Raw genomic sequence first — 17,930 nt, 5'->3', positions numbered from 1 at the left:
TTCGTCAGGCGGCCGACGCCGCTAGAAGCTCGTCCGGGGCGTTGGCCAGCTCGGCGTTCTCCTCGGCCACTTCCTCGGCGGTGCGGGCCTGGATGGTCAGGGCCTGCACCCAGAGCTCCAGGACATCCATCAGCGCGCTGCGCGTCTCGCCCTGGAGCGGGGCCAGCCGCTGCGCCATGCGCCCCTGCACCTGCGCATCCAGCTGATCCGCGAGCGCGCGGCCCGCGTCGGTGAGGCGCACGCGCACGCGCCGGCGATCATGCCGCACCGAGCGCTCCCGCCGCACGAGGCCGCCGTCCTCCAGCCGGTCCACCAGTCGGCTCAAGCGCGGCATGGCCAGTCCCCCCAGGCGCGTGGCGAGCACGCCCACGGGCAGCAGGCTCTCCGAGCGCAGCCACCAGATCGCCTGGAGTTCCCGAGGCTCCCAGTGGGGATGGCTCAGGACGTCCAGGGGACTCTCCAGCGCGCCGCAGCGGGCCGCGTCCACGAGGAGATTCCGCCAACGCGCCACCTGCACGCGCACCTCCGCCGAGAGTTCCGTCATGCACCCCTCCCTGCCATGAGCAAGCGCCGCGTCCGGCCCCGCGTGCGACGCATCCGGCATCCCGCGGCCCCCTGGGACCGCGAAGACATCAACGGAAATACGTGACGGACATATCGAACTGGTTTCTGACCGGATTTTCTCGGGGCGCTCTACTCGCCACTCGCCGCCTTGCGCTTCGCGCTACGTGCCTTCGCGTGCGCCTTGTCGAAGCCCTCGTAGAACCGCACGGCCTGCTCACCCACCATCTGGATGTGCTGGTTGTTGAGGTACGCGGTGATGGGCGCGGCGACGAGCGGCATCGCGCGGCCCAGCGTCGTCATGCCGCCCTTCGCGAGCAGCAGCGCCGCCAGCTTCCCCAGCACCTTCGGCCCGGAGCGGTGCAGCGGCCCCAGCCCGTTGGCGTAGCCGAACAGGTCCAACATCTCCCCGCGCGCCCGGTCCGTCTTGAGGTTCGCCTTGTAGAGCGTGGCCACGTCCGTGAGCAGGACGAGCTGCAGGTAGGCCATGAACGTCAGGTCCGCCGGCAGCGAGATGAGCCCGAACACGCCGCTCACTCCGCCGACCATGCTCGCGAGGCTCTTCTTCTCGTCCACCAGCCGCTGCGCCAGCTCCTTGGTCGTCGCGGACGGGTAGCGCTTCTCCAGCGCCGCCACGCGCACTCGCGCCCGGCCGATCTCCCCCTGGATGAGGTCCGACAGGCGCAGCGACCCCAGCTTCTTCAGCTCCGCGGGGGTCAGCTTCTTCATGAAGCCCAGCCGCTCTGTCACGCCGTCGTAGAAGGCCATGTCCTCCTCCTTGGCCGCGATGCACGCGGCCGGTCGTCTCTAGTAACCCCGCTCGGCCAGGTACAGGTCCACCAACGCGCCTTCTTCGTACCAGCCGTGTCGCATCTCCGACTTGAACCACCGCGAATCCGGACGCGCCGAACGCACCTCCAGCTTCACCCGGTTGGGCCCCGTGTCGATGACCGCCGCGCGCGCCTTGCACGCCGCGCCCGGCTCCTCGCCGAAGCCGCCCTCCAGGCACACCTCGTCCCCCACCGACAGGCGCCGGGTGTACTCCTGGGCCAGGTAGAGGGCGTCGTCACAGCCGCTGCGCACGGAGGACTTCCCCAACGCCGCGCAGCGGTCCTGCGCGGGCGCCCGGATGACCGGCACGTTGGAGATGAACGCGTCCTCCTGGTTGGGGTCGCGCTGATACGAGCCCACCTGCTTGCACCCCGTCACCGCCACCAGGACCGTCAGGCCCGCCCACGTCCACTTCATCGCGTCATCGCCTCCGGGACGCGCGTCGCCGCGCCTCCGCGCCAACAAGGAAAGGGCGGGAAGCATGGCAGACAGGGCTGGGTGCGGCAAAAGGTGCCGGAAGGACCCGTGGGCGTCTCTACGCGATACGGCGCGCGGGCCCGGGGATTTCCTCGGTGACGCCGGGAACCGCCCGGTTCTTTCCGTCCACGAAGACGACCGTGGGCTTCCAGTGGGCGGCCTCCGCCTCCTCGACCTCCGCGAAGGTGGCCAGGATGACCAGGTCGCCCGGCTGGTTCAGGTGCGCGGCCGCGCCGTTGATGCAGATGACACCGCTGCCGGACTCGCCCTCCAGGGCGTACGTCTCCAGCCGGGTGCCGCGCGTGACGTTCCACACCGCGACCTTCTCGAAGGGGAGGATGTCCGCCGCCTTCAGCAAATCTCGGTCGATGGTTACCGAACCCTCGTAGTCGAGGTCGGCCTGGGTCACCGTCGCGCGGTGGATCTTGGACTTGAAGAGGATGCGGCGCATGGGGGGCCCTCGGGAAGCGGCGCAACCGTAACGGCTCCCCTGCCCGGGGACAACATCCCCGGTGTCCCACGCACCGCCTGCCTCCCTGCACGCCCTGCTGTTTACTTCGTGAAATTCACGAGCTGACTCAGGTTCAGGGGCACGGACTGCGCGTCCGACGTCAGGTTGCCCGTCAGGCTCACCTGCGCGTTACCACCCGAGCGCAGCGCCATGGCCGCGGAAGCGGCGCTCGCGAAGTTGATGGTGAGTGGCAGGGTCACCTGCTTCGTCCCACTTCCGTCCAGCATGCCCAGGTTGCCCGTGGAGAGGTTGCCCACGTTGGCGCCCGCCACCTTGAGCGCACCGGTGATGCCCGCCACCGGCAGGGGGAAGGCGTTGCGGTTGGTGATGGCCAGGGGGAACTCCACCGTGGCCCCGCTCAGCGTGACGTTGGTGATGCGCGGCGCCTGGAACTGCACCTGGGGAATCTTGGGGACGGGGAACGTGCCCTCCTTCTCCAGGGGGAACTTCAGCACGCCCAGCGGCGTCTGGATGCCCAGCGAGCCCTGCGCCTTGAAGGCCGCCACGTCCTTGTCCAGGAACGTGGTCACCACCGGCGCGATGTCCGCGAACTTCACGTTGGCGGGGAAGACAATCTGGCTCTTGCCGTTGGACTTGAGGTTCAAGCCCTCCTTCGGCTTGCCGGCCACCAGCTGCTTGCCCTCCACGAAGAAGGCGTAGTCCACCGACGCCAGCTTCAGGCCCAGGCTGTTGGGGTTGTCCAACTCGTACACCAGGTCCACCGTGGCGTCGGACAGGGAGGCGTTCGCCAGCCGGGCTGTCTTGAACTTCAGCGTGGGCTTCTTGAAGGCACCGTTGAGCAGGCTCTGCAGCGCTGCGCAGCCGGAGAGCGTGGTGAGCGACAGGGCGAAGAGGACCAGGAACGCGCGTTTCTTCATGGGCATGGGCGTAGCAGAGGACGCACCGCGTTCGCGCGGATTCAATCGCCGCGCGTGTCGAGGCCTCGACGGGTGCACCTTCGGCACTCCAATGGTATGCGCCAGGGGACTCCCCCGTGCTGGAGGTTGGCCCGCCGTGACAGGTGGCATCTTGTCTCACCCCCTCGCCGCGCTGGCGGTGCTGGCCGCGCTGTCGCTCACGGGCTGCTCCCGGTCCTCCAATGCCGAGCCCGCCCCCGCGCGGCGGATGGACCTGAAGCCGTGCCGGCTGGACGGAGTGGCCGCGCAGACGCTCTGCGGCACGCTGGAGGTCTTCGAGGACCGGGCCGCGGCGAAGGGGCGCAAAATCTCCCTGCGCGTGGTGGTGGTGCCCGCGCTCGCGTCGCAGCCGAAGGAGGACCCGTTGTTCTTCCTGGCGGGTGGCCCCGGACAGGCGGCCTCGCGCACGCGCATCCTTCCCGCGCTGGATCGCATCCGGCGTCAGCGCGACATCGTGTTCGTGGACCAGCGCGGCACGGGGGACTCGCACCCGCTGGACTGCGAGGCGTTGAATCCCTCGCGCAAATCGCTGGCGGAGCGCTTCGAGGACCGCGAGGACGCGGACGTGATTCCCCAGTGCCGCAAGGGCTGGGACGCGGACGAGCGGCTCTACACCACGTCCATCGCCATGGATGACCTGGACGACGTGCGCGCGGCGCTGGGCTACCGGCAGGTGAACCTGTGGGGCATCTCCTACGGGACGCGCGCGGCGCTGGTGTACATGCGCCAGCACCCGGACCGCGTGCGCACCGCCATCCTGGATGGCGTGGCCCCCATGGGGCAGTACCTGCCGCTGTACGCCGCGCGCGATGGCCAGCGCGCCCTGGACCTGCTCATGGACGCGTGCGCGAAGGACGACGTCTGCGCGAAGGCGTATCCGGACCTGCGCGCCCGCACGGAAGCGCTGCTCGCGAAGCTGGAGGCCGCCCCCGCGAAGGTGAACCTGTCGCATCCGCGCACGGGCGTGCCGGAGGACTTCACGCTCACCCGGCGCGTCTTCCTGTCGGAGCTGTTCTCGCTGCTCTACAGCCCGGACGTCGCGTCGCTGGTGCCGCTGATGCTGGACCGCGCCGCGAAGGACGACTGGACGCCCTTCGTCGCGCTGTCGCTGGGGCTCACCGACGAGGTGGCGCGCACCACCAGCCGCGGCATGTTCCTGGCGGTGGTGTGCGCGGAGGACGCGCCCTTCTTCACGGAGGAGGACGCCGAGCGTGAAGCGAAGGGCACCTGGTTCGGCTCGCGCATGGCGCTGGACGTGAAGCGCGGGTGCGCGAAGTGGCCGCAAGCGAACGTGCCCGCGAGCTTCCGCGAGCCCGTGAAGTCGGACATCCCCACGCTGCTGTTGTCTGGCGAGCTGGACCCCGTGACGCCGCCGCCCTGGGGCGAGGAGGCGAAGCGGACGCTCACGCACAGCCTGCACGTGGTGGTGCCGGGGCTGGGACACAACACGGTGGGCGCGGACTGCGCGCGCACGCTGATGGCGGAGGTGCTCACGCGCGGCAGCGTGGAGGGCCTGACGCCCGACTGTGGCGCGGGCCTCAAGCGGCCGCCCTTCTTCACCTCCTTCGCTGGCCCTGTTCCGTAGGACTCAAGCGCCCATGATTGAAGCCAGGAACCTGCACAAGCGCTTCGGCTCCGTGACGGCCGTGCATGACGTGACCTTCACCGCGGAGGACGGCGTCATCACGGGCCTGCTGGGCCCCAACGGCGCGGGCAAGACGACCACGATGCGCATGCTCTACACGCTGGTGCGCCCGGATGGCGGCACCGCCACCGTGGACGGCGTGGACGTGGCGAAGCAGCCGGAGGTGGCCCGGCGAGCGCTGGGTGTGCTGCCCGACGCGCGAGGCCTCTATCCGCGCCTCACCGCGCGCGAGCACGCGCGGTACTTCGGCGAGCTGCACGGCCTGTCCGGCGCCGCGCTGGACGCGCGCGTGGAGGAGCTGGTGGAGCTGCTGGACATGAAGGACATCGCGGACCGGCGCACGGAGGGCTTCAGCCAGGGCGAGCGCGTGAAGGTGGCGCTGGCGCGCGCGCTGGTGCACGGGCCTCGCAACGTGCTGCTGGACGAGCCCACCAACGGCCTGGACGTGATGGCCACGCGCTCCGTGCGCACGCTCTTGCGCAAGCTGAAGGCGCAGGGCTGCTGCGTGGTGTTCTCCAGCCACGTGATGCAGGAGGTGGCCGCGCTGTGTGACCGCATCGTGGTGGTGGCGCGCGGGCGCGTGGTGGCGGACGGCACGGCGGACGCGCTGCGCGCGAGCACCGGCAAGGACAGCCTGGAGGAAGCCTTCGTGAGCGTGATTGGCAGCGAGCAGGGGTTGCGCGAATGAAGGGCCTCATCGGGACGGTGCTGCGCAAGGAAGTGCTGGACCATCTGCGGGACAAGCGCACGCTGGGCACCGCGCTGATGTGGCCGCTGTTGGGCCCGCTGGTGTTCCTGGTGATGTTCAACGTGATGGCCTCCTGGTACCGGCAGGACCGGCCGCTGGAGATGCCGGTGGTGGGCCGCGAGCACGCGCCCAGCCTGATGGCCTTCCTGGAGCGCTACGGCGCGAAGCTGTCGGAGGCCCCTCAGGACTACGAGTCGCTGGTGCAGGCCGGGAAGCTGGACCTGGTGCTGGTGGTGACGGACGACTACTCGAAGGACTTCGCGGACGGGCACACCGCCGCGGTGCGGCTGGTGGTGGACAGCTCTCGCAACAAGGCCCGTCAGGCCGTGCAGCGCGCGCAGCGGATGCTGGCGGTGTATTCGCAGCAGACCGGCAGCCAGCGCCTGTTCGCGCGCGGTGTTTCGCCGGAGCTGGCGGTGCCCGTGCGCGTGGACGAGTTGGACTTGTCCACCCCCGAGCGGACCGCGGCCACGGTGCTCACCACCATCCCGCTGTTCCTGGTGATGGCGGCGTTCGCGGGCGGCATGCAGCTGGCCAGCGACACCATGGCGGGCGAGCGCGAGCGCGGCTCTCTGGAGCCCCTGTTGCTCAACCCCGCTCCTCGCGGCGCGGTGGTGGCGGGCAAGTGGCTGGCCACCTGCGCCATGGCGGGCACGGGCGTGCTCTTGTGTCTGGTGGGTTACTTCCTGGTGGTGAAGCGCGTGCCGCTGGAGGACCTGGGCGTGCGCGCCCGCTTCGACGCGCCGGCCGCGCTGGGCATGCTGGCCGCGGTGCTGCCGCTGGTGCTGGCCGCGTCCGCCGTGCAGATGTGGGTGTCCACCTATGCACGGTCGTTCAAGGAGGCGCAGACGTACCTGTCGCTCCTGATGGTGCTGCCCACGCTGCCTGGGATGCTGCTGGCCCTGTCCCCCATCCAGACGCAGACGTGGATGTTCGCGGTGCCGGTGCTGGGGCAGGAGATGCTCGCGGGCGAGGTGATGCGTGGCGAGACACTGGGGCCGGTGCCCTTCCTGCTCGCGTTCCTGTCCTGTGTGGCGGTGTCACTGGTGGCGTTGCGCTTCACCACGCGTCTGTTGACGCAGGAGCGCATCATCTTCGGCAGGAGCTAGCGAGCAGGCTCGCCGGCCCCGAGTGTCTTCGGGGCGCCGCTTGGGCGCTGTGTTCACGTGACAGGGGCGGCGAAGTGCCGTCCAATGTTTCGCGATGACGCTTGAGCGTGAACGAGAAGCCTTGCTGCCCTTCGCCCCGAATTCGGTGGCCTCCACGGAAGGGGAACCGCGGTTCGGGACGTATCAGGGAGAGCTGCCGGAGGTGGACCTGCCCCGGCTGTTGGGGAAGTGGGCTCCGGGGCGCGCGACGCGGCTGCTCAAGCGCAAGCGCTGGCACTACACCTTCGTCGCCACGCAGGAGGTGGCGGCCCTCTTCGCGGTGGTGGACCTGGGCTACACGGCCAACGCCTTCGCGGTGGCGGTGGACCTCCAGGAGAAGAAGCCCCTCTGTGACGTGAGTTTCCTGGGCGTGCCCGGGCCGCTCGCGGAGGTGAGCGACAAGCCGGGCGCGGGGCTCGTGGCGGCCTTCCGCACGCTGGGCGGGCGCATGTCCGTGAAGCGCGGCGAGTCCGACGAGCGCTACCAGGTGGAGGTGGACGTCAGCCGCATGCGCACGCAGTCGCTCCAGTCGTTCCAGTGGAACGGCGAGCTGCTGGTGGCGGGCGGTCCGCCGGCCCTCACCGTCATCGCGCCGGTGCAGGGCGACGGGCTGGTCAACGTCACCCAGAAGCGCAGCGGCCTCCTGGCCTTCGGGAGCCTGGAGGCGGGGGGCCGGCGCTTCCGTTTGGACGGCGGCGTGGGCGGCATGGACTACACGCAGGGCTACCTGGCGCGGCACACCGCCTGGCGCTGGGCCTTCGCGGCCGGGCGGCTGCCGGATGGCACGCCCGTGGGCCTCAACCTGGTGGAGGGCTTCAACGAGGGCGCCACCGAGGCCAACGAGAACGCCGTCTGGCTGGGCGACCGGCTCTACCCGGTGGGCCGCGCGCACTTCGAGTACGACGCGAAGGAACTGCTCGACCCGTGGCGCCTGACGACGGCGGACGGCGCGGTGGACCTGCGCTTCAAGCCCATCTACGTGCACCGCGAGGAGCGCAACCTGCGGCTCGTGGTGAGCCACTTCGCCCAGCCCGTGGGCTTCTTCGAAGGCACCCTGCGCGTAGGCGGCCAGGAGCTCAAGCTGTCCAACGTCCCCGGCGTCACCGAGGACCAGGACATGCTCTGGTAGGGGCGGTTCTCCGGGACGGCAGGGCTCCCGGGGAGGTCCTGGGTTGTCTTGGACCCGGTGCTTTGCCAGTGTGAGCCGCCTTCACCGGGAGAGCACCGCATGTCGTCTGTCCGAGGAGCTGGCGTCGCGTTGGGTTGTGTCGTGGGTCTGGTCACCAGCGCGTGTAGCTCCGACCCGGCGCCCGGGCAGCAGCGGGAGATTGGCACGGGGCTGACGCTGGAGGGCGACGCGGTGCGCGTCGTCTACGGCGACGGGCCGGGCACGGCGGTGGAAGGGAATGATCCGCGACTGGCCGCCGCGGGGCAGGGCATCCGGAACGGGACGGCGCCGCAGGACGCGTCGTTCGCGGTGGCGGGCACGGGGCAGGTGCGGGGCCGGCTGACGGCGAACGCGGACGTGGTGCTGGACGCGTCCGCTTCCGCGAAGACGCCCGTGCCGCTCTTGTCCGTGAGCAACACCGTGTCCGGGACGGGGGAACCCACCTGGGAGCGTCAGGGCGTGTTCGCGGTGGACTCCGCGGGCGGACTGCTGGCCCAGGGCGCGCAGGGCTTTGGCGCGCTTCCCATGTCGGGCAAGGGCGACCGGATGATGTGGTACCCGAACAAGGCAGCCTTCCGCGCAGGGCATGCGGAGGCGACGGAGTGGGACGAAGCCAACATCGGGCTCGTGTCCTTCGCGAGCGGTAGCAACACGACGGCCAGTGCCTACGGCTCCTTCGCGTTCGGCGACCAGTGCGCGGCCACCGGCACGGTCGCGGTGTGCATGGGCTCCGCCAACACCGCGAGCGGGACCGCGTCCTTCTCCGCGGGCGCTTCCAACGTCGCGAGCGGCTTCGCCTCCGTGGCGGTGGGCTACACCAACCAGGCCACGGGGCAGGGCTCCGTCGCGTTGGGCTACCGCACCAGCGCCAACGCGGACTACTCCACGGCGCTGGGGCAGCGCGCGAGCTCCGGCGGCTTCACCGGGTCCTTCATCTGGGCGGACCAATCCACCAGCTCCAACGTGGCGACGAACACCGCGAACAACCAGTTCATGTTGCGCGCGTCGGGAGGCGTGCGGCTGCGCACGAACAGCACGCTCACCACCGGGTGTGACCTGCCGGCGGGCTCGGGCGTGTTCAGCTGCACGTCGGACCGGACCACGAAGGAGGACTTCCGCCGCGTGGACGCGGAGGCCGTGCTGGCGAAGGTGGCGGCGATGCCGGTGGAGAGCTGGCGCTACAGCGCGGAGGCCGGTGGCGTGCGGCACCTGGGCCCGGTGGCGCAGGACTTCCGCGCGGCGTTCGGCCTGGGGACGGATGACCGGAGCATCGGCCTCCTGGACATCGACGGCGTGAACATGGTGGCCATCCAGGCGCTGGCGCGTCGTACGGAGGAGCTGCACGCGAAGAGCGCGGAGGTGGATACGCTCAAGGCCCAGATGGCCGAGCTCCAGCGCAGCCTGTCCCGCCTGGAAGCGGCCGTGCATGCGAAGGGTGCGAAGCCCTGAGGGCTCCGTGCGCGTTCATGCAGGATGCAGTACGGGGCGCGGTGTAGGCTCTTTCCGCGCCTTTTTCGCCTGAGGAGGACTCCACCCCATGTCCTGCCCGCATTGTGGTCAGCCGCTCCCTGAAGGCCAGTCGTCGCGGACGTGTCCCCACTGTGGCGGGGACGTGAACGCGCCCAAGTCGCCGGTGATGGACGAGGTGGCGGACCAGGCGCAGCGCGCGGCGGACTCGGCGGGCCGCGCGGTGCAGGACGTGCTGGACGACCCGAGGCTGCGCGAGCGGCTGCCCGGGGGCTCGCTGCCGCTGCTCGGTTCCGGACTGGTGGCGGCGGCGGTGGTGGCGCCCGTGCTGCCTTTCATCGGCGGTGGGCTGGGGCTGCCCTGGTCGGTGTTGATGCTGGTGGGCGCCGGCATGCTGGGCGCGCGCGAGTGGGTGGCCGCGGGCCGGAAGCTACCGGACGCGCTGGTGCCGGTGGTGAAGTGGGCCGCGCATCCGGCGTTCCTGCCCATGTTCACCGCGCTCACCGTGACGCAGGCGTTCCTGTCACTGGGGTTGGGCGTGGCGCCGCTGTTGTGGGTGCTGGCGGCGGTGGTGCTGGGCTCCGTGCAGTGGCGGGCGTTCAAGGCGTCGTCGCTGGCGGAGCCGTCGCTCACGAAGCGGCCGGCGGACGTGCGGCTGAAGCGGTGGGTGTTCGCGGGCGTGGCGGCGTGCGCGGTGGGGCTGCTCCTGCCGTGGAGCTCGGCGTGGTCGCTGGTGCCCACGGCCCACCTGCAGCGCGAACGCAACATCACCATCGACAACAACTTCGCCTGGGACATCCAGGACAACGACACGTGGAAGTTCAACACGCTGGTGCTCCCGTCGGGGCAGGGCGCGGGGACAGGGCGCGGCCGGCTGGGCGCGACGGGCGTGGTGCTGGGGCTGCTGGCGCTGGGCGTGCTGGGGTCGGTGCGGCGCGCGCGGGAGGCATTGCCTTCGGTGGTGCCGGCGGTGCTCGCGGGGCTCATCACCGTCTGGGCGCTGACGGGCCTGGCGTCGAAGCCGGGGCCCTGGCTGTTCCTGCTGGGCATCCTCGCGGTGGACGTGGCCGTCGCGCGCGAGTGGCTGGGGCCCCGGAGCGCGGTGCCCCCCACGGAGCCGCCCGCGTCAGCGTGACGCGCGGCCCTGCACGATGGCGCGGAAGGAGCGGCTGTGCAGCTCCTCCAGCGAGAGGCCGGTGGAGCGGGCCTCCTCTTCCGTGAGGGCGCCGCAGGCGAGCCCACGCAGGAAGAAGTTGAGCAGGCCCTGGCCGGTGGCGGCGTCGTCGAACACGTCGCCCAGCAGGGTGGCCTGGGCGGCCTTGTCCACGAAGGCCTTGAGGCGCTGGGACGCTGGCTCCAGGCCCTCCTGGAAGAAGGCGTAGACGGCGGCGTAGCGCACGGGGAGCTGTGCGGGGTGCAGGTCCCAGCCCTGGTAGTAGCCGCGCTCCAGCGAGTGGCGCGTGTGCCGGTACGCCACCTGCCACGCGCGGTGCACGGCGTCGGTGTTCTCGCGCCGCTGCATGGGGAGGAGCGGGGTGTCACCCTGCTTGCGGTGGGGGCCCACGGGCATGACGTTGGTGGCGCCGTCGGACAGGCGCACGCCGCTGCCCGCGAGGAGCACCTGCACGGTGTCGCGCAGGTAATCGCAAGCGGGGTGGAGCATGTGCTGCATGTGCGCGCTGACATCCAGGGCGGCGGTGTAGTCGTAGACGCCCAGGTGCACGTGGGAGCAGCGGCCCTCGCCGGCCTCCACGAGCGAGCGCAGGTGCGGCCGGCCGCGCGCGTCGAAGAGGGCCTGGGGCGTCTCCACCATCAGCTCCAGGGCGAGCGCGCCGGGGGACAGGCGGTGGGCGGACTCCAGCTCCGACAGCAGCTTCGCCAGGGCGGTCACCTGTTCAGGCACGGTGACCTTGGGCAGGGTGACAACGAAGGACTGAGGCAACCTGCCACCGGATTGCTCCAGCAGCGTGGTGACGAAGAGGTCCAGGGTGCGCGAGGCGCGGGCGTAGAGCTCTTCCGTGAAGGACTTCACGCGGATGCCGATGAACGGCGGGAGCGAGCCCTGCTCCAGGCCCCGGGCCACCTCCGTGGCGGCGGCGACGGCGTGGGTGTCTTCTTCCGAGTCGGGACGGTGGCCATAGCCGTCCTCGAAGTCGATGCGGAAGTCCTCCACGGGTTCACGCTGGAGCTTGTCCACGACGCGGTCATGGACGCGCTGGGCGAAGCCGCCGCGCTGGGGCAGGCCCAGGCCATGGGCGAGCTGGGAGCCATCGGCGGCGTAGTCGTGCAGCGCCGCGAGCGCCAGGTCCCCCATCTTCCGCGCGGTGCCAGCGCGGAAGAGGTGGGCGCCGCCGTACACGGTGTGCACGGGCTGGCGCCGGGAGGACTCGCCCGGATACGCGTGGGTGAACGCCACGTTGGCGCGGCGCAGGGCTTCACGGGAGGCGGCGGAGGCTTCGGGCGTGAGCGTGGTCTTCATGGGTTTCCGGGGCCGCCATCGGGAGGAAGGCTCGGCTCCAATGGAGGCGCTGACATCATGGCGCGAGTCCCGCCGTCCGGGGCATGGGAGAAACGAGGGGGAGGGCCTCCCGGCTGGAGGCCCGGAGGTGGAGGCGTACCGGGGGCAGCATCCTCGCCCGCATCGTCCGGGGAGGACATCCCGTTCGGAACCTGCTCCGGCTCTCCATCGATGAGGCGCCGCAGGAGCCGGCCGTCGTCACTGAAGGCGTATCGCGCTCCGGAGTGCAGGGCGGGAACCTGCTGCCCGCAGGCGGCAGGGTCCTCTTCGATCCGGATGAAGAGGACCCCTGACTCACGGAGGATTCTGTAGCGATGTGACTCGGGCCGGTCCCAGCACGGCGTTGACGGCGTCGGGGGCGGAAGGAAGTCCGCGACCGCGAGGGAGAGCGCGCGCAGAACGGAACCGTCCAACGCATACGTTCTTCCAGGGCTTCCCACGGCCTCCCCAGGGCTGGAGAAGAACGAGGGAAAGACGAGTGAAGGCTCTGACTCCGCCAGCGAGGGCCGATGGGCCTTCATACAGCCACCGAGCATCAATCCGGACACGATGAAGAGTGTGCGCGTGCGCATGAGGATGCGGCCCCTACTGCCGTTCTGCCTGCCCCGGGGGCTGGATGCCGCGCACCCGAGCCCCCAGGTCATGCAGAACAGAAGTGACCTCCACATCACCCCTCCCGGCTGGCGCTCACTTCACGGCCGGCGCTTCAGCCACGCGGACACCTCCGGGGTCACGCGCTCGCGCAGGGCCACGTCCTGGGTCAGCCGCTCCAGGGTCTGCGCCGTGGCCTGCTGTGCCTCCGGAATCGGGTTCGCCTGGAGCAGCGCCTTCATCTGCTCCAACTGCTCGCGCGTGCGCAGCAGGCCCAGGCCTTCCACCACCCGGCGCAGCAGCATGGGCGCCGCTCCCGTGCGCCCCACCAGGTCCTTCCAGTGCTTCTGCAGCTGCGCCCACCACGCGTCGCGCCCGGTGCGGTTGCCCAACAGGCCCGTCGCGAAGCTCGCCACGTCCTGCGTCTTCACCGTCTCCGTGAACAACAGGCCCTGGGCGCGCTCCGTCAGCTTCGCGTCCTCGAAGGACGTGAGCGCCATCAGGTAGCGCCGCTGCGTCGCCGGGTCCGGCTCCTTCGGCATCCGCTGCGACAAATCATCGAACAGCGCCGCGTCGCCCGCGCGCGCCACCATGCCCACCGCCGTGTCCAGCAGGTTCGCGTCCAGCGCGATCTTGTCTCCCTGGAGCATCCGCGCCACCAGCGGACGTGCCTCCGCCAGCACCTGCGGACTGCGCGCCAGGCCGCCCACCGCGCGCACCAGCGCCGCGCGGCGCAGCCGCACCCGGTCCGGCTCGCCCGGCGCCGCCTGCCAGCCCAGCTTCTTCAGGCCGCCGCCCAACAGCTGCTCCACCCACCGGCGGAAGCGCTCCTGGTCCTCACCCTCCGTCAGCCGGTTCTCGATGTACCCGAGCCGCCCGACGAGCTCGTCCAGCACCGCCTCGTCCTCCTCGTCCCCGAAGCGCGCCGCCAGGTCCAGCAGGTCCGCCACCGGCGCCTGCGCCGAGCGCACCAGCGCCCACATGTCCGCCAGCAACGAGATGCGCTCCGACGGCGCCAGCGTCCCCATGTTCGCCGCCAGCGCGTCCAGCGCCGGCTTCTCGTACGCCACCCGGTAGAAGCCCGTGGAGCCGCCGTTGGCGCACAGCCACTTCACGTCGCCCGAGCCGCCCTCCAGCGTCACCGTCGTCTCCGCGTCACGGAAGAGCACCCGCTGCTCCTTCACGCCGCTCGCGTCCTCGAAGCGCAGCACCATGGGCACCGGCCACGTCTCCGAGCTCTTCACCCCCGGCTCCGAATAGAGGCGCTGCTGCGACAGCGTCACCTTCCGCCCCTCCACCTTCACCGACACCAGCGGGAAGCCGCTCTGGCCAATCCACTTCGTCGCCAGCTCGTTCACCGGCTGCTTCGCCGCCTCACCCAGCGCGTTCCACAGGTCTTCCTTCACCGCGTTCGCGCGCGCGTGCTTGCGCATGTACAGCCGGATGCCTTCGCGGAAGGGCCCCTCTCCCAGGAACCCTTCAATCATCCGCAGCACCGCGCCGCCCTTCTCGTAAGTAATCGCGTCGAAGCTCTCACCGGCCTCGCCCGCGTTGCGCACCTCACCGTGGATGGGGTGCGTGGACTTGAGCGCGTCCAGCGCCAGCGCGCTCGCCCGGTGCGCGTCGAAGTCCAGCCACATGCGCCAGTCCGGCCGCCACTGGTCGACAATCTTGAAAGCCATCCACGTCGCGAACGCCTCGTTGAGCCAGAGGTCGTCCCACCACACCATCGTCACCCAGTTGCCGAACCACTGGTGCGCCAGTTCGTGCGTCACCACCTCCGCCACGCGCTTCTGCACGGACAGCGGCGCGGTGGCAGGGTCCAACAGCAGCGCCACCTCCCGGTAGGTGATGAGGCCGGCGTTCTCCATCGCGCCCGCCTCGAAGTCCGGGATGCCCACCTGGTCCACCTTGCCAAAGGCATACGGCAGCCCGAAGTAGTCCTGCAGCCGGGGCAAGACTTGAAGTGCCGCGTCCTGCCCGAACTTCGCCAGGTGCGCCTTCTCCGGCAGCGCCCACGTGCGCACCGGGATGCCCTCCGCCTTCTCCTCCGGCGTGCCCACCAGCGGGCCCACCACCAGCGCGATGAGGTACGAGCTGAGCAGCTCCGTCTCCTCGAACGTCACCTTGCGCAGCGCCCCGTCCTTCTCGTCCTTCACCACGCGGCCGTTGCCCAGCACCGCGTGGCCCTCTGGCACGCGCACCGTGAGCGCCCAGCGCGCCTTGAAGGCCGGCTCGTCGAAGCAGGGGAACAGCCGGCGCGCGTCCGCGGCCTCGAACTGCGTCGCGGCCACCTTGCCCGCCGCGTACAGGCCGCGCAGACCGTCGCTGAAGTGCCCCGTCCAGAGCACGTCCAGCGTGGCGCTGCCCGCGGGCAGGGGCGCATCGAACGTGAGCACCACCGTCTCGCTCACCGGGGCCACGCGCTTGGACGCGGGCTTGCGCACGTCGTTGCCGGCGCGGAAGGTGACCTCGCCCAGCTCCAGCGCGTTGGCGTGGAGGATGATCTCCGAGGTGGGCTGGGACAGCTCCAGCTCCACGTGCTGCTCACCCGTGAAGGTGCGCCCCTCCAGGTCCAGGGTCACCGTCGCTTGATAGCGGCGCGGGCGGAGGGTGGTGGGCAGGCGGAAGTTCTTGTCGTCGGTGGGATGCGCCATAGGGGCGGCAATCTAGCGCCGGCCGCGCCTTGTGCTCGTGCTCCATTTCCCAGTGTCCGCCGCTTCACGGCGTTCCAACCCCGCTGACGGGGGCACCAGCTGCCCGAAGAGGCTCGACTCGCGCTGGAAGAAGCCCTCCGTGTGGAAGGAGGCGCCGAGCTCCAGCCAGAGGAAGTCCAGGTGGTGACAGAGCTCGTGCAGGAAGGTGCGGAGGTACGTGCGGAAGGCCACGACCCGGCCGCGCTTCGCGGTGCGCATCCACACCTGGATGCGGGGCCGCTGCCCGGGCGCCCACGTGTAGAGCCCGTGCAGCTCGCCCTCGTCATTCGAGGGCCGCGTCTCCAGCACCTCCACCTCCACCCCGGCCACCTCCAGCCGCTCGGTCAACGCGCGGGCCAGGGACTGCGTCGCGGCTTGGATTGCCGCCCGGTCCTCCTGGAGCAGCGCCTGGCGCACCGACTCCACCCGGGGCCGCAGCGTCGCGGGCGTCCGCAGGGGCACCTCCGTGGCGGCGTCGCTCCGCCGGTAGATGCGCTGCTCGGCGGGCGACAGGCGCTGGTAGTAGGCGAAACGCACCGGGGTTCAGTCTAACCCGTGAGGTCCTGTCGCGCCGTACATCCACCTCCACCGGGCGACACCTCCGTTGGCCGGCGGGCAGGAAGGTGCCTCCGTGAATGGCATTGGAGCGGGGGACTCGCGCAGACTGCCGGGCCATGGGCTCTCGTCTCGTCCACGTCCTCCTCATCTCCGTGGTCACCGTGCTGGGGCTGCTCGTCCCGTGGGCGCAGGCGGACGACTGGGCCCGCCTGCTGGAGACGGTGCTGGGCTCGGCGGCCATCTGGCGGCTGTCCTCGGTCGAGCAGGGCGTGGTGCACCGGCTCGCGGAGCTGGGCGTCTTCGCGGTCGCCGGGGCGATGCTCGGGAACGCGCAGGTGTTCGCGCTGCGCCGGGCGGGGCTCCAGGTGGCTGGCTGGGCGGGGTTGACGGCGATGGCGGTGGCGGTGGGCCTGGTGGGCTCGCGGGCCCTGGCCGTGGCGCTGGGGCTGTCGCCCGGGACGGCGTCCATCGGGATGGGCGTGGCGGTGGGCCTCACGCAGGGGTGGCTCCTTCGCCGCGAGGTGCATGGCGCCGCCGTGTGGGTGGCGGCGTGCGCGGTGGGCTACGGCATGGCCGGGCCGGCGGCGGACTGGAAGACCAACGCCTTGAGGGCGGCGGTGGACGTGGGCGCGACCTGGCGCCTGTCCTCTATTGTCATCACGGCGCAGGCCATGACGTGGGGAGCGCTCGCGCTGTGCACGGCCATTGGCGGTGCGTTCATCTTGTCGAGCCTGCGCACCCAGGTGCTGACCGCGACCGGTTCGCGGATGCCCGGTGCCCTGGGGCAGTTCGCGGTGCTGGGGCTGGCGCTGCCGCTGATGGTCGCGCTGGAGGCCCGGGAGAAGAGCCCTCCGCCGCGGGAGTTGTCGGAGGGCTGTGTCCTCCCAGTGGTGCCCGCTCCTATCCGGGAGCCCGCGAAGAGGGTGGTCCCGAGCACGCCTGGCGAGGTCCTCAGCCCCGGATGCGTGGGCGCGGTCTGCAGGAACGTAGGTCTCCCCACGTCGCCGCCCCCTGCCGCAGGGATCGTCACTGAACCCAGGCCCCGTCCGGCGCCCGTCCTCCATGACGAGCACCTGCGCACGTTGTTCCGCGAGGAGCAGAAGCGGATGCCGTCGCCCACGCGCCGGTGGAACAACCCCGCGTCGGGTGACGCGCCGCTGCCCGCGGGCGCGACCGGACGCAGCTCGAACAGCGTTGCGCCCTGAGTGATTCAGGGTGCGCGGTTGCCATGGGTGGGAACTTCCTTGCCCAGCGCATGCCGACAGGTGAGCGCGCTCCGTCGTGAGGTGGACATGCGGAATGCCGCGAAGACCGGGCACGGCGGTTGCTCTGTCGCGTGCGCATGGGACGAGGCGTGTGGGTGGGCGCGTTGGTGAGCGCGCTGGTGTGGGGCGGGGCGGCTCAGGCAGCGAACAAGGCCACGGCGACGAAGAAGGACCGGCCGGTGGTCGAGTTGTCGGACCGGGCGCTGTGGCGGGCGAAGTCCTGGGTGGGGATGACGACGCTGGCGAAGATGAGCTCGACGGTGAGCGATGACTGCTCGGGCATGACGCGTCTGGCGTTCCAGCAGCGGCGGTTGGATTTGCTGCCGGACGACGTGCTGCCGGAGGAGAACGGCGTCACGGCCATCCACCGCAAGGCGCGCGCGCTGGGGATGCTGACGGAGACGCCGAAGCCGGGCGCGCTGGTGTTCTTCAAGAACACGTTCGACCGCAACCGCGACGGCCTCATCAACGACGGCCTCACGCACATCGGCATCGTGGAGCGGGTGGGGACGGACGGCACGGTGACGTTCGTGCACAAGTCCGGCGGGCTGGTGAAGCGCTCGCGCTTCAACCTCGCGCAGCCTGAGGCGCGCAAGGACGCGAAGGGCCACGTCATCAACGACTGGCTGCGCCGCCAGGGGAAGAAGACGCGCGGCTACCTGGCGGGGGAGCTGGTGGCGGGCTTCGCGTCGGTGGACGAGCGCTGGCGTTCGCCCGAGCAGCCGCGCCTGGCCTCCGCGAAGCTCACCGTGAAGGGTGACGCCCGGACGGCACGGCGCTAGACACGGCCGGAAGATGTCCACCGTCGAAGGTCCATCCGAGTCTCCGA

At 70.8% G+C, this 17,930-nt stretch carries 16 protein-coding genes; 8 read left to right on the top strand and 8 right to left on the bottom strand.

Annotated elements, in window-relative coordinates; translation table 11 throughout:
* Nucleotides 1-4: 4 nt before the first annotated feature.
* The 5 genes from GTZ93_RS22310 to GTZ93_RS22290 form a co-directional block, all read right to left on the bottom strand.
* Complete coding sequence (locus tag GTZ93_RS22310; protein ID WP_139916785.1) at nucleotides 5-544, bottom strand: helix-turn-helix domain-containing protein; 540 nt, start codon at nucleotides 542-544, stop codon at nucleotides 5-7.
* A 149-nt stretch (nucleotides 545-693) separates the two neighbouring features.
* Nucleotides 694-1,329 carry an EcsC family protein gene (locus GTZ93_RS22305; protein WP_121751999.1) on the bottom strand — a complete coding sequence of 212 codons (636 nt, stop codon included), beginning with the start codon at nucleotides 1,327-1,329 and terminating at the stop codon, nucleotides 694-696.
* Nucleotides 1,330-1,368: 39 nt separating this feature from the next.
* The gene (locus GTZ93_RS22300; protein ID WP_120578485.1) at nucleotides 1,369-1,809 is read right to left on the bottom strand and encodes a hypothetical protein; all 441 of its coding nucleotides are present in this window, start codon (nucleotides 1,807-1,809) and stop codon (nucleotides 1,369-1,371) included.
* A gap of 118 nt (nucleotides 1,810-1,927) precedes the next feature.
* Nucleotides 1,928-2,320 carry an aspartate 1-decarboxylase gene (panD, locus tag GTZ93_RS22295; protein WP_120578486.1) on the bottom strand — a complete coding sequence of 131 codons (393 nt, stop codon included), beginning with the start codon at nucleotides 2,318-2,320 and terminating at the stop codon, nucleotides 1,928-1,930.
* A gap of 101 nt (nucleotides 2,321-2,421) precedes the next feature.
* The gene (locus tag GTZ93_RS22290) at nucleotides 2,422-3,264 is read right to left on the bottom strand and encodes an LEA type 2 family protein (protein ID WP_120578487.1); all 843 of its coding nucleotides are present in this window, start codon (nucleotides 3,262-3,264) and stop codon (nucleotides 2,422-2,424) included.
* A gap of 85 nt (nucleotides 3,265-3,349) precedes the next feature.
* Between GTZ93_RS22290 and GTZ93_RS22285 the strand changes: the two genes are divergently transcribed.
* The 6 genes from GTZ93_RS22285 to GTZ93_RS22260 all read left to right on the top strand — a co-directional run bounded on the left by GTZ93_RS22285 (nucleotide 3,350) and on the right by GTZ93_RS22260 (nucleotide 10,608).
* Nucleotides 3,350-4,882, top strand: coding sequence for an alpha/beta hydrolase (locus GTZ93_RS22285; RefSeq protein ID WP_257979070.1), 1,533 nt, complete (start codon nucleotides 3,350-3,352; stop codon nucleotides 4,880-4,882).
* Between the two features lie 13 nt (nucleotides 4,883-4,895).
* A complete protein-coding gene (locus GTZ93_RS22280; protein ID WP_120578489.1) occupies nucleotides 4,896-5,630 on the top strand; it encodes an ABC transporter ATP-binding protein in 735 nt (244 codons plus the stop codon).
* On the top strand, nucleotides 5,627-6,799 hold the full coding sequence (locus GTZ93_RS22275) for an ABC transporter permease (RefSeq protein ID WP_120598125.1): 1,173 nt from the start codon (nucleotides 5,627-5,629) through the stop codon (nucleotides 6,797-6,799). Before GTZ93_RS22280 ends, GTZ93_RS22275 begins: the two co-directional genes overlap by 4 nt.
* A 94-nt stretch (nucleotides 6,800-6,893) precedes the next feature.
* The gene (locus GTZ93_RS22270) at nucleotides 6,894-7,967 is read left to right on the top strand and encodes a DUF2804 domain-containing protein (RefSeq protein ID WP_120578491.1); all 1,074 of its coding nucleotides are present in this window, start codon (nucleotides 6,894-6,896) and stop codon (nucleotides 7,965-7,967) included.
* A gap of 99 nt (nucleotides 7,968-8,066) precedes the next feature.
* Nucleotides 8,067-9,455, top strand: a complete 1,389-nt coding sequence (locus tag GTZ93_RS22265) for a tail fiber domain-containing protein (RefSeq protein ID WP_139916781.1) — start codon at nucleotides 8,067-8,069, stop codon at nucleotides 9,453-9,455.
* Between the two features lie 163 nt (nucleotides 9,456-9,618).
* The gene (locus GTZ93_RS22260) at nucleotides 9,619-10,608 is read left to right on the top strand and encodes a hypothetical protein (protein ID WP_161662975.1); all 990 of its coding nucleotides are present in this window, start codon (nucleotides 9,619-9,621) and stop codon (nucleotides 10,606-10,608) included.
* Here the strand turns inward: GTZ93_RS22260 and GTZ93_RS22255 are convergent.
* From GTZ93_RS22255 to GTZ93_RS22245, 3 genes are all read right to left on the bottom strand, one after another.
* Nucleotides 10,600-11,952, bottom strand: a complete 1,353-nt coding sequence (locus tag GTZ93_RS22255; RefSeq protein ID WP_139916779.1) for a DUF6986 family protein — start codon at nucleotides 11,950-11,952, stop codon at nucleotides 10,600-10,602. The genes GTZ93_RS22260 and GTZ93_RS22255 overlap by 9 nt on opposite strands.
* 731 nt (nucleotides 11,953-12,683) lie before the next feature.
* Nucleotides 12,684-15,239, bottom strand: coding sequence for a M1 family metallopeptidase (locus tag GTZ93_RS22250; protein ID WP_139916774.1), 2,556 nt, complete (start codon nucleotides 15,237-15,239; stop codon nucleotides 12,684-12,686).
* 12 nt (nucleotides 15,240-15,251) lie between these two features.
* Nucleotides 15,252-15,815, bottom strand: a complete 564-nt coding sequence (locus tag GTZ93_RS22245; protein ID WP_139916773.1) for a hypothetical protein — start codon at nucleotides 15,813-15,815, stop codon at nucleotides 15,252-15,254.
* A 137-nt stretch (nucleotides 15,816-15,952) separates the two neighbouring features.
* Between GTZ93_RS22245 and GTZ93_RS22240 the strand changes: the two genes are divergently transcribed.
* On the top strand, nucleotides 15,953-17,041 hold the full coding sequence (locus GTZ93_RS22240) for a hypothetical protein (protein ID WP_161662974.1): 1,089 nt from the start codon (nucleotides 15,953-15,955) through the stop codon (nucleotides 17,039-17,041).
* Between the two features lie 131 nt (nucleotides 17,042-17,172).
* A complete protein-coding gene (locus tag GTZ93_RS22235; protein WP_139924166.1) occupies nucleotides 17,173-17,883 on the top strand; it encodes a C40 family peptidase in 711 nt (236 codons plus the stop codon).
* The last annotated feature ends 47 nt before the right edge of the window (nucleotides 17,884-17,930 follow it).

Origin of the sequence: Corallococcus exiguus (assembly GCF_009909105.1) — a bacterium.
Lineage (GTDB): Bacteria > Myxococcota > Myxococcia > Myxococcales > Myxococcaceae > Corallococcus > Corallococcus exiguus.
Note: the sequence above shows the minus strand (reverse complement) of the source record. Positions and strands in the feature narration are given on the sequence as shown.

Coding starts and splice junctions, on each gene's coding strand:
- GTZ93_RS22250 (WP_139916774.1), bottom strand. CDS start 15,239: ATGGCGCATCCCACCGACGACAAGAACTTCCGCCTGCCCACCACCCTC.
- GTZ93_RS22305 (WP_121751999.1), bottom strand. CDS start 1,329: ATGGCCTTCTACGACGGCGTGACAGAGCGGCTGGGCTTCATGAAGAAG.
- GTZ93_RS22300 (WP_120578485.1), bottom strand. CDS start 1,809: ATGAAGTGGACGTGGGCGGGCCTGACGGTCCTGGTGGCGGTGACGGGG.
- GTZ93_RS22240 (WP_161662974.1), top strand. CDS start 15,953: ATGGGCTCTCGTCTCGTCCACGTCCTCCTCATCTCCGTGGTCACCGTG.
- GTZ93_RS22275 (WP_120598125.1), top strand. CDS start 5,627: ATGAAGGGCCTCATCGGGACGGTGCTGCGCAAGGAAGTGCTGGACCAT.
- panD (WP_120578486.1), bottom strand. CDS start 2,320: ATGCGCCGCATCCTCTTCAAGTCCAAGATCCACCGCGCGACGGTGACC.
- GTZ93_RS22255 (WP_139916779.1), bottom strand. CDS start 11,952: ATGAAGACCACGCTCACGCCCGAAGCCTCCGCCGCCTCCCGTGAAGCC.
- GTZ93_RS22285 (WP_257979070.1), top strand. CDS start 3,350: ATGGTATGCGCCAGGGGACTCCCCCGTGCTGGAGGTTGGCCCGCCGTG.
- GTZ93_RS22280 (WP_120578489.1), top strand. CDS start 4,896: ATGATTGAAGCCAGGAACCTGCACAAGCGCTTCGGCTCCGTGACGGCC.
- GTZ93_RS22265 (WP_139916781.1), top strand. CDS start 8,067: ATGTCGTCTGTCCGAGGAGCTGGCGTCGCGTTGGGTTGTGTCGTGGGT.
- GTZ93_RS22310 (WP_139916785.1), bottom strand. CDS start 544: ATGACGGAACTCTCGGCGGAGGTGCGCGTGCAGGTGGCGCGTTGGCGG.
- GTZ93_RS22270 (WP_120578491.1), top strand. CDS start 6,894: ATGACGCTTGAGCGTGAACGAGAAGCCTTGCTGCCCTTCGCCCCGAAT.
- GTZ93_RS22290 (WP_120578487.1), bottom strand. CDS start 3,264: ATGCCCATGAAGAAACGCGCGTTCCTGGTCCTCTTCGCCCTGTCGCTC.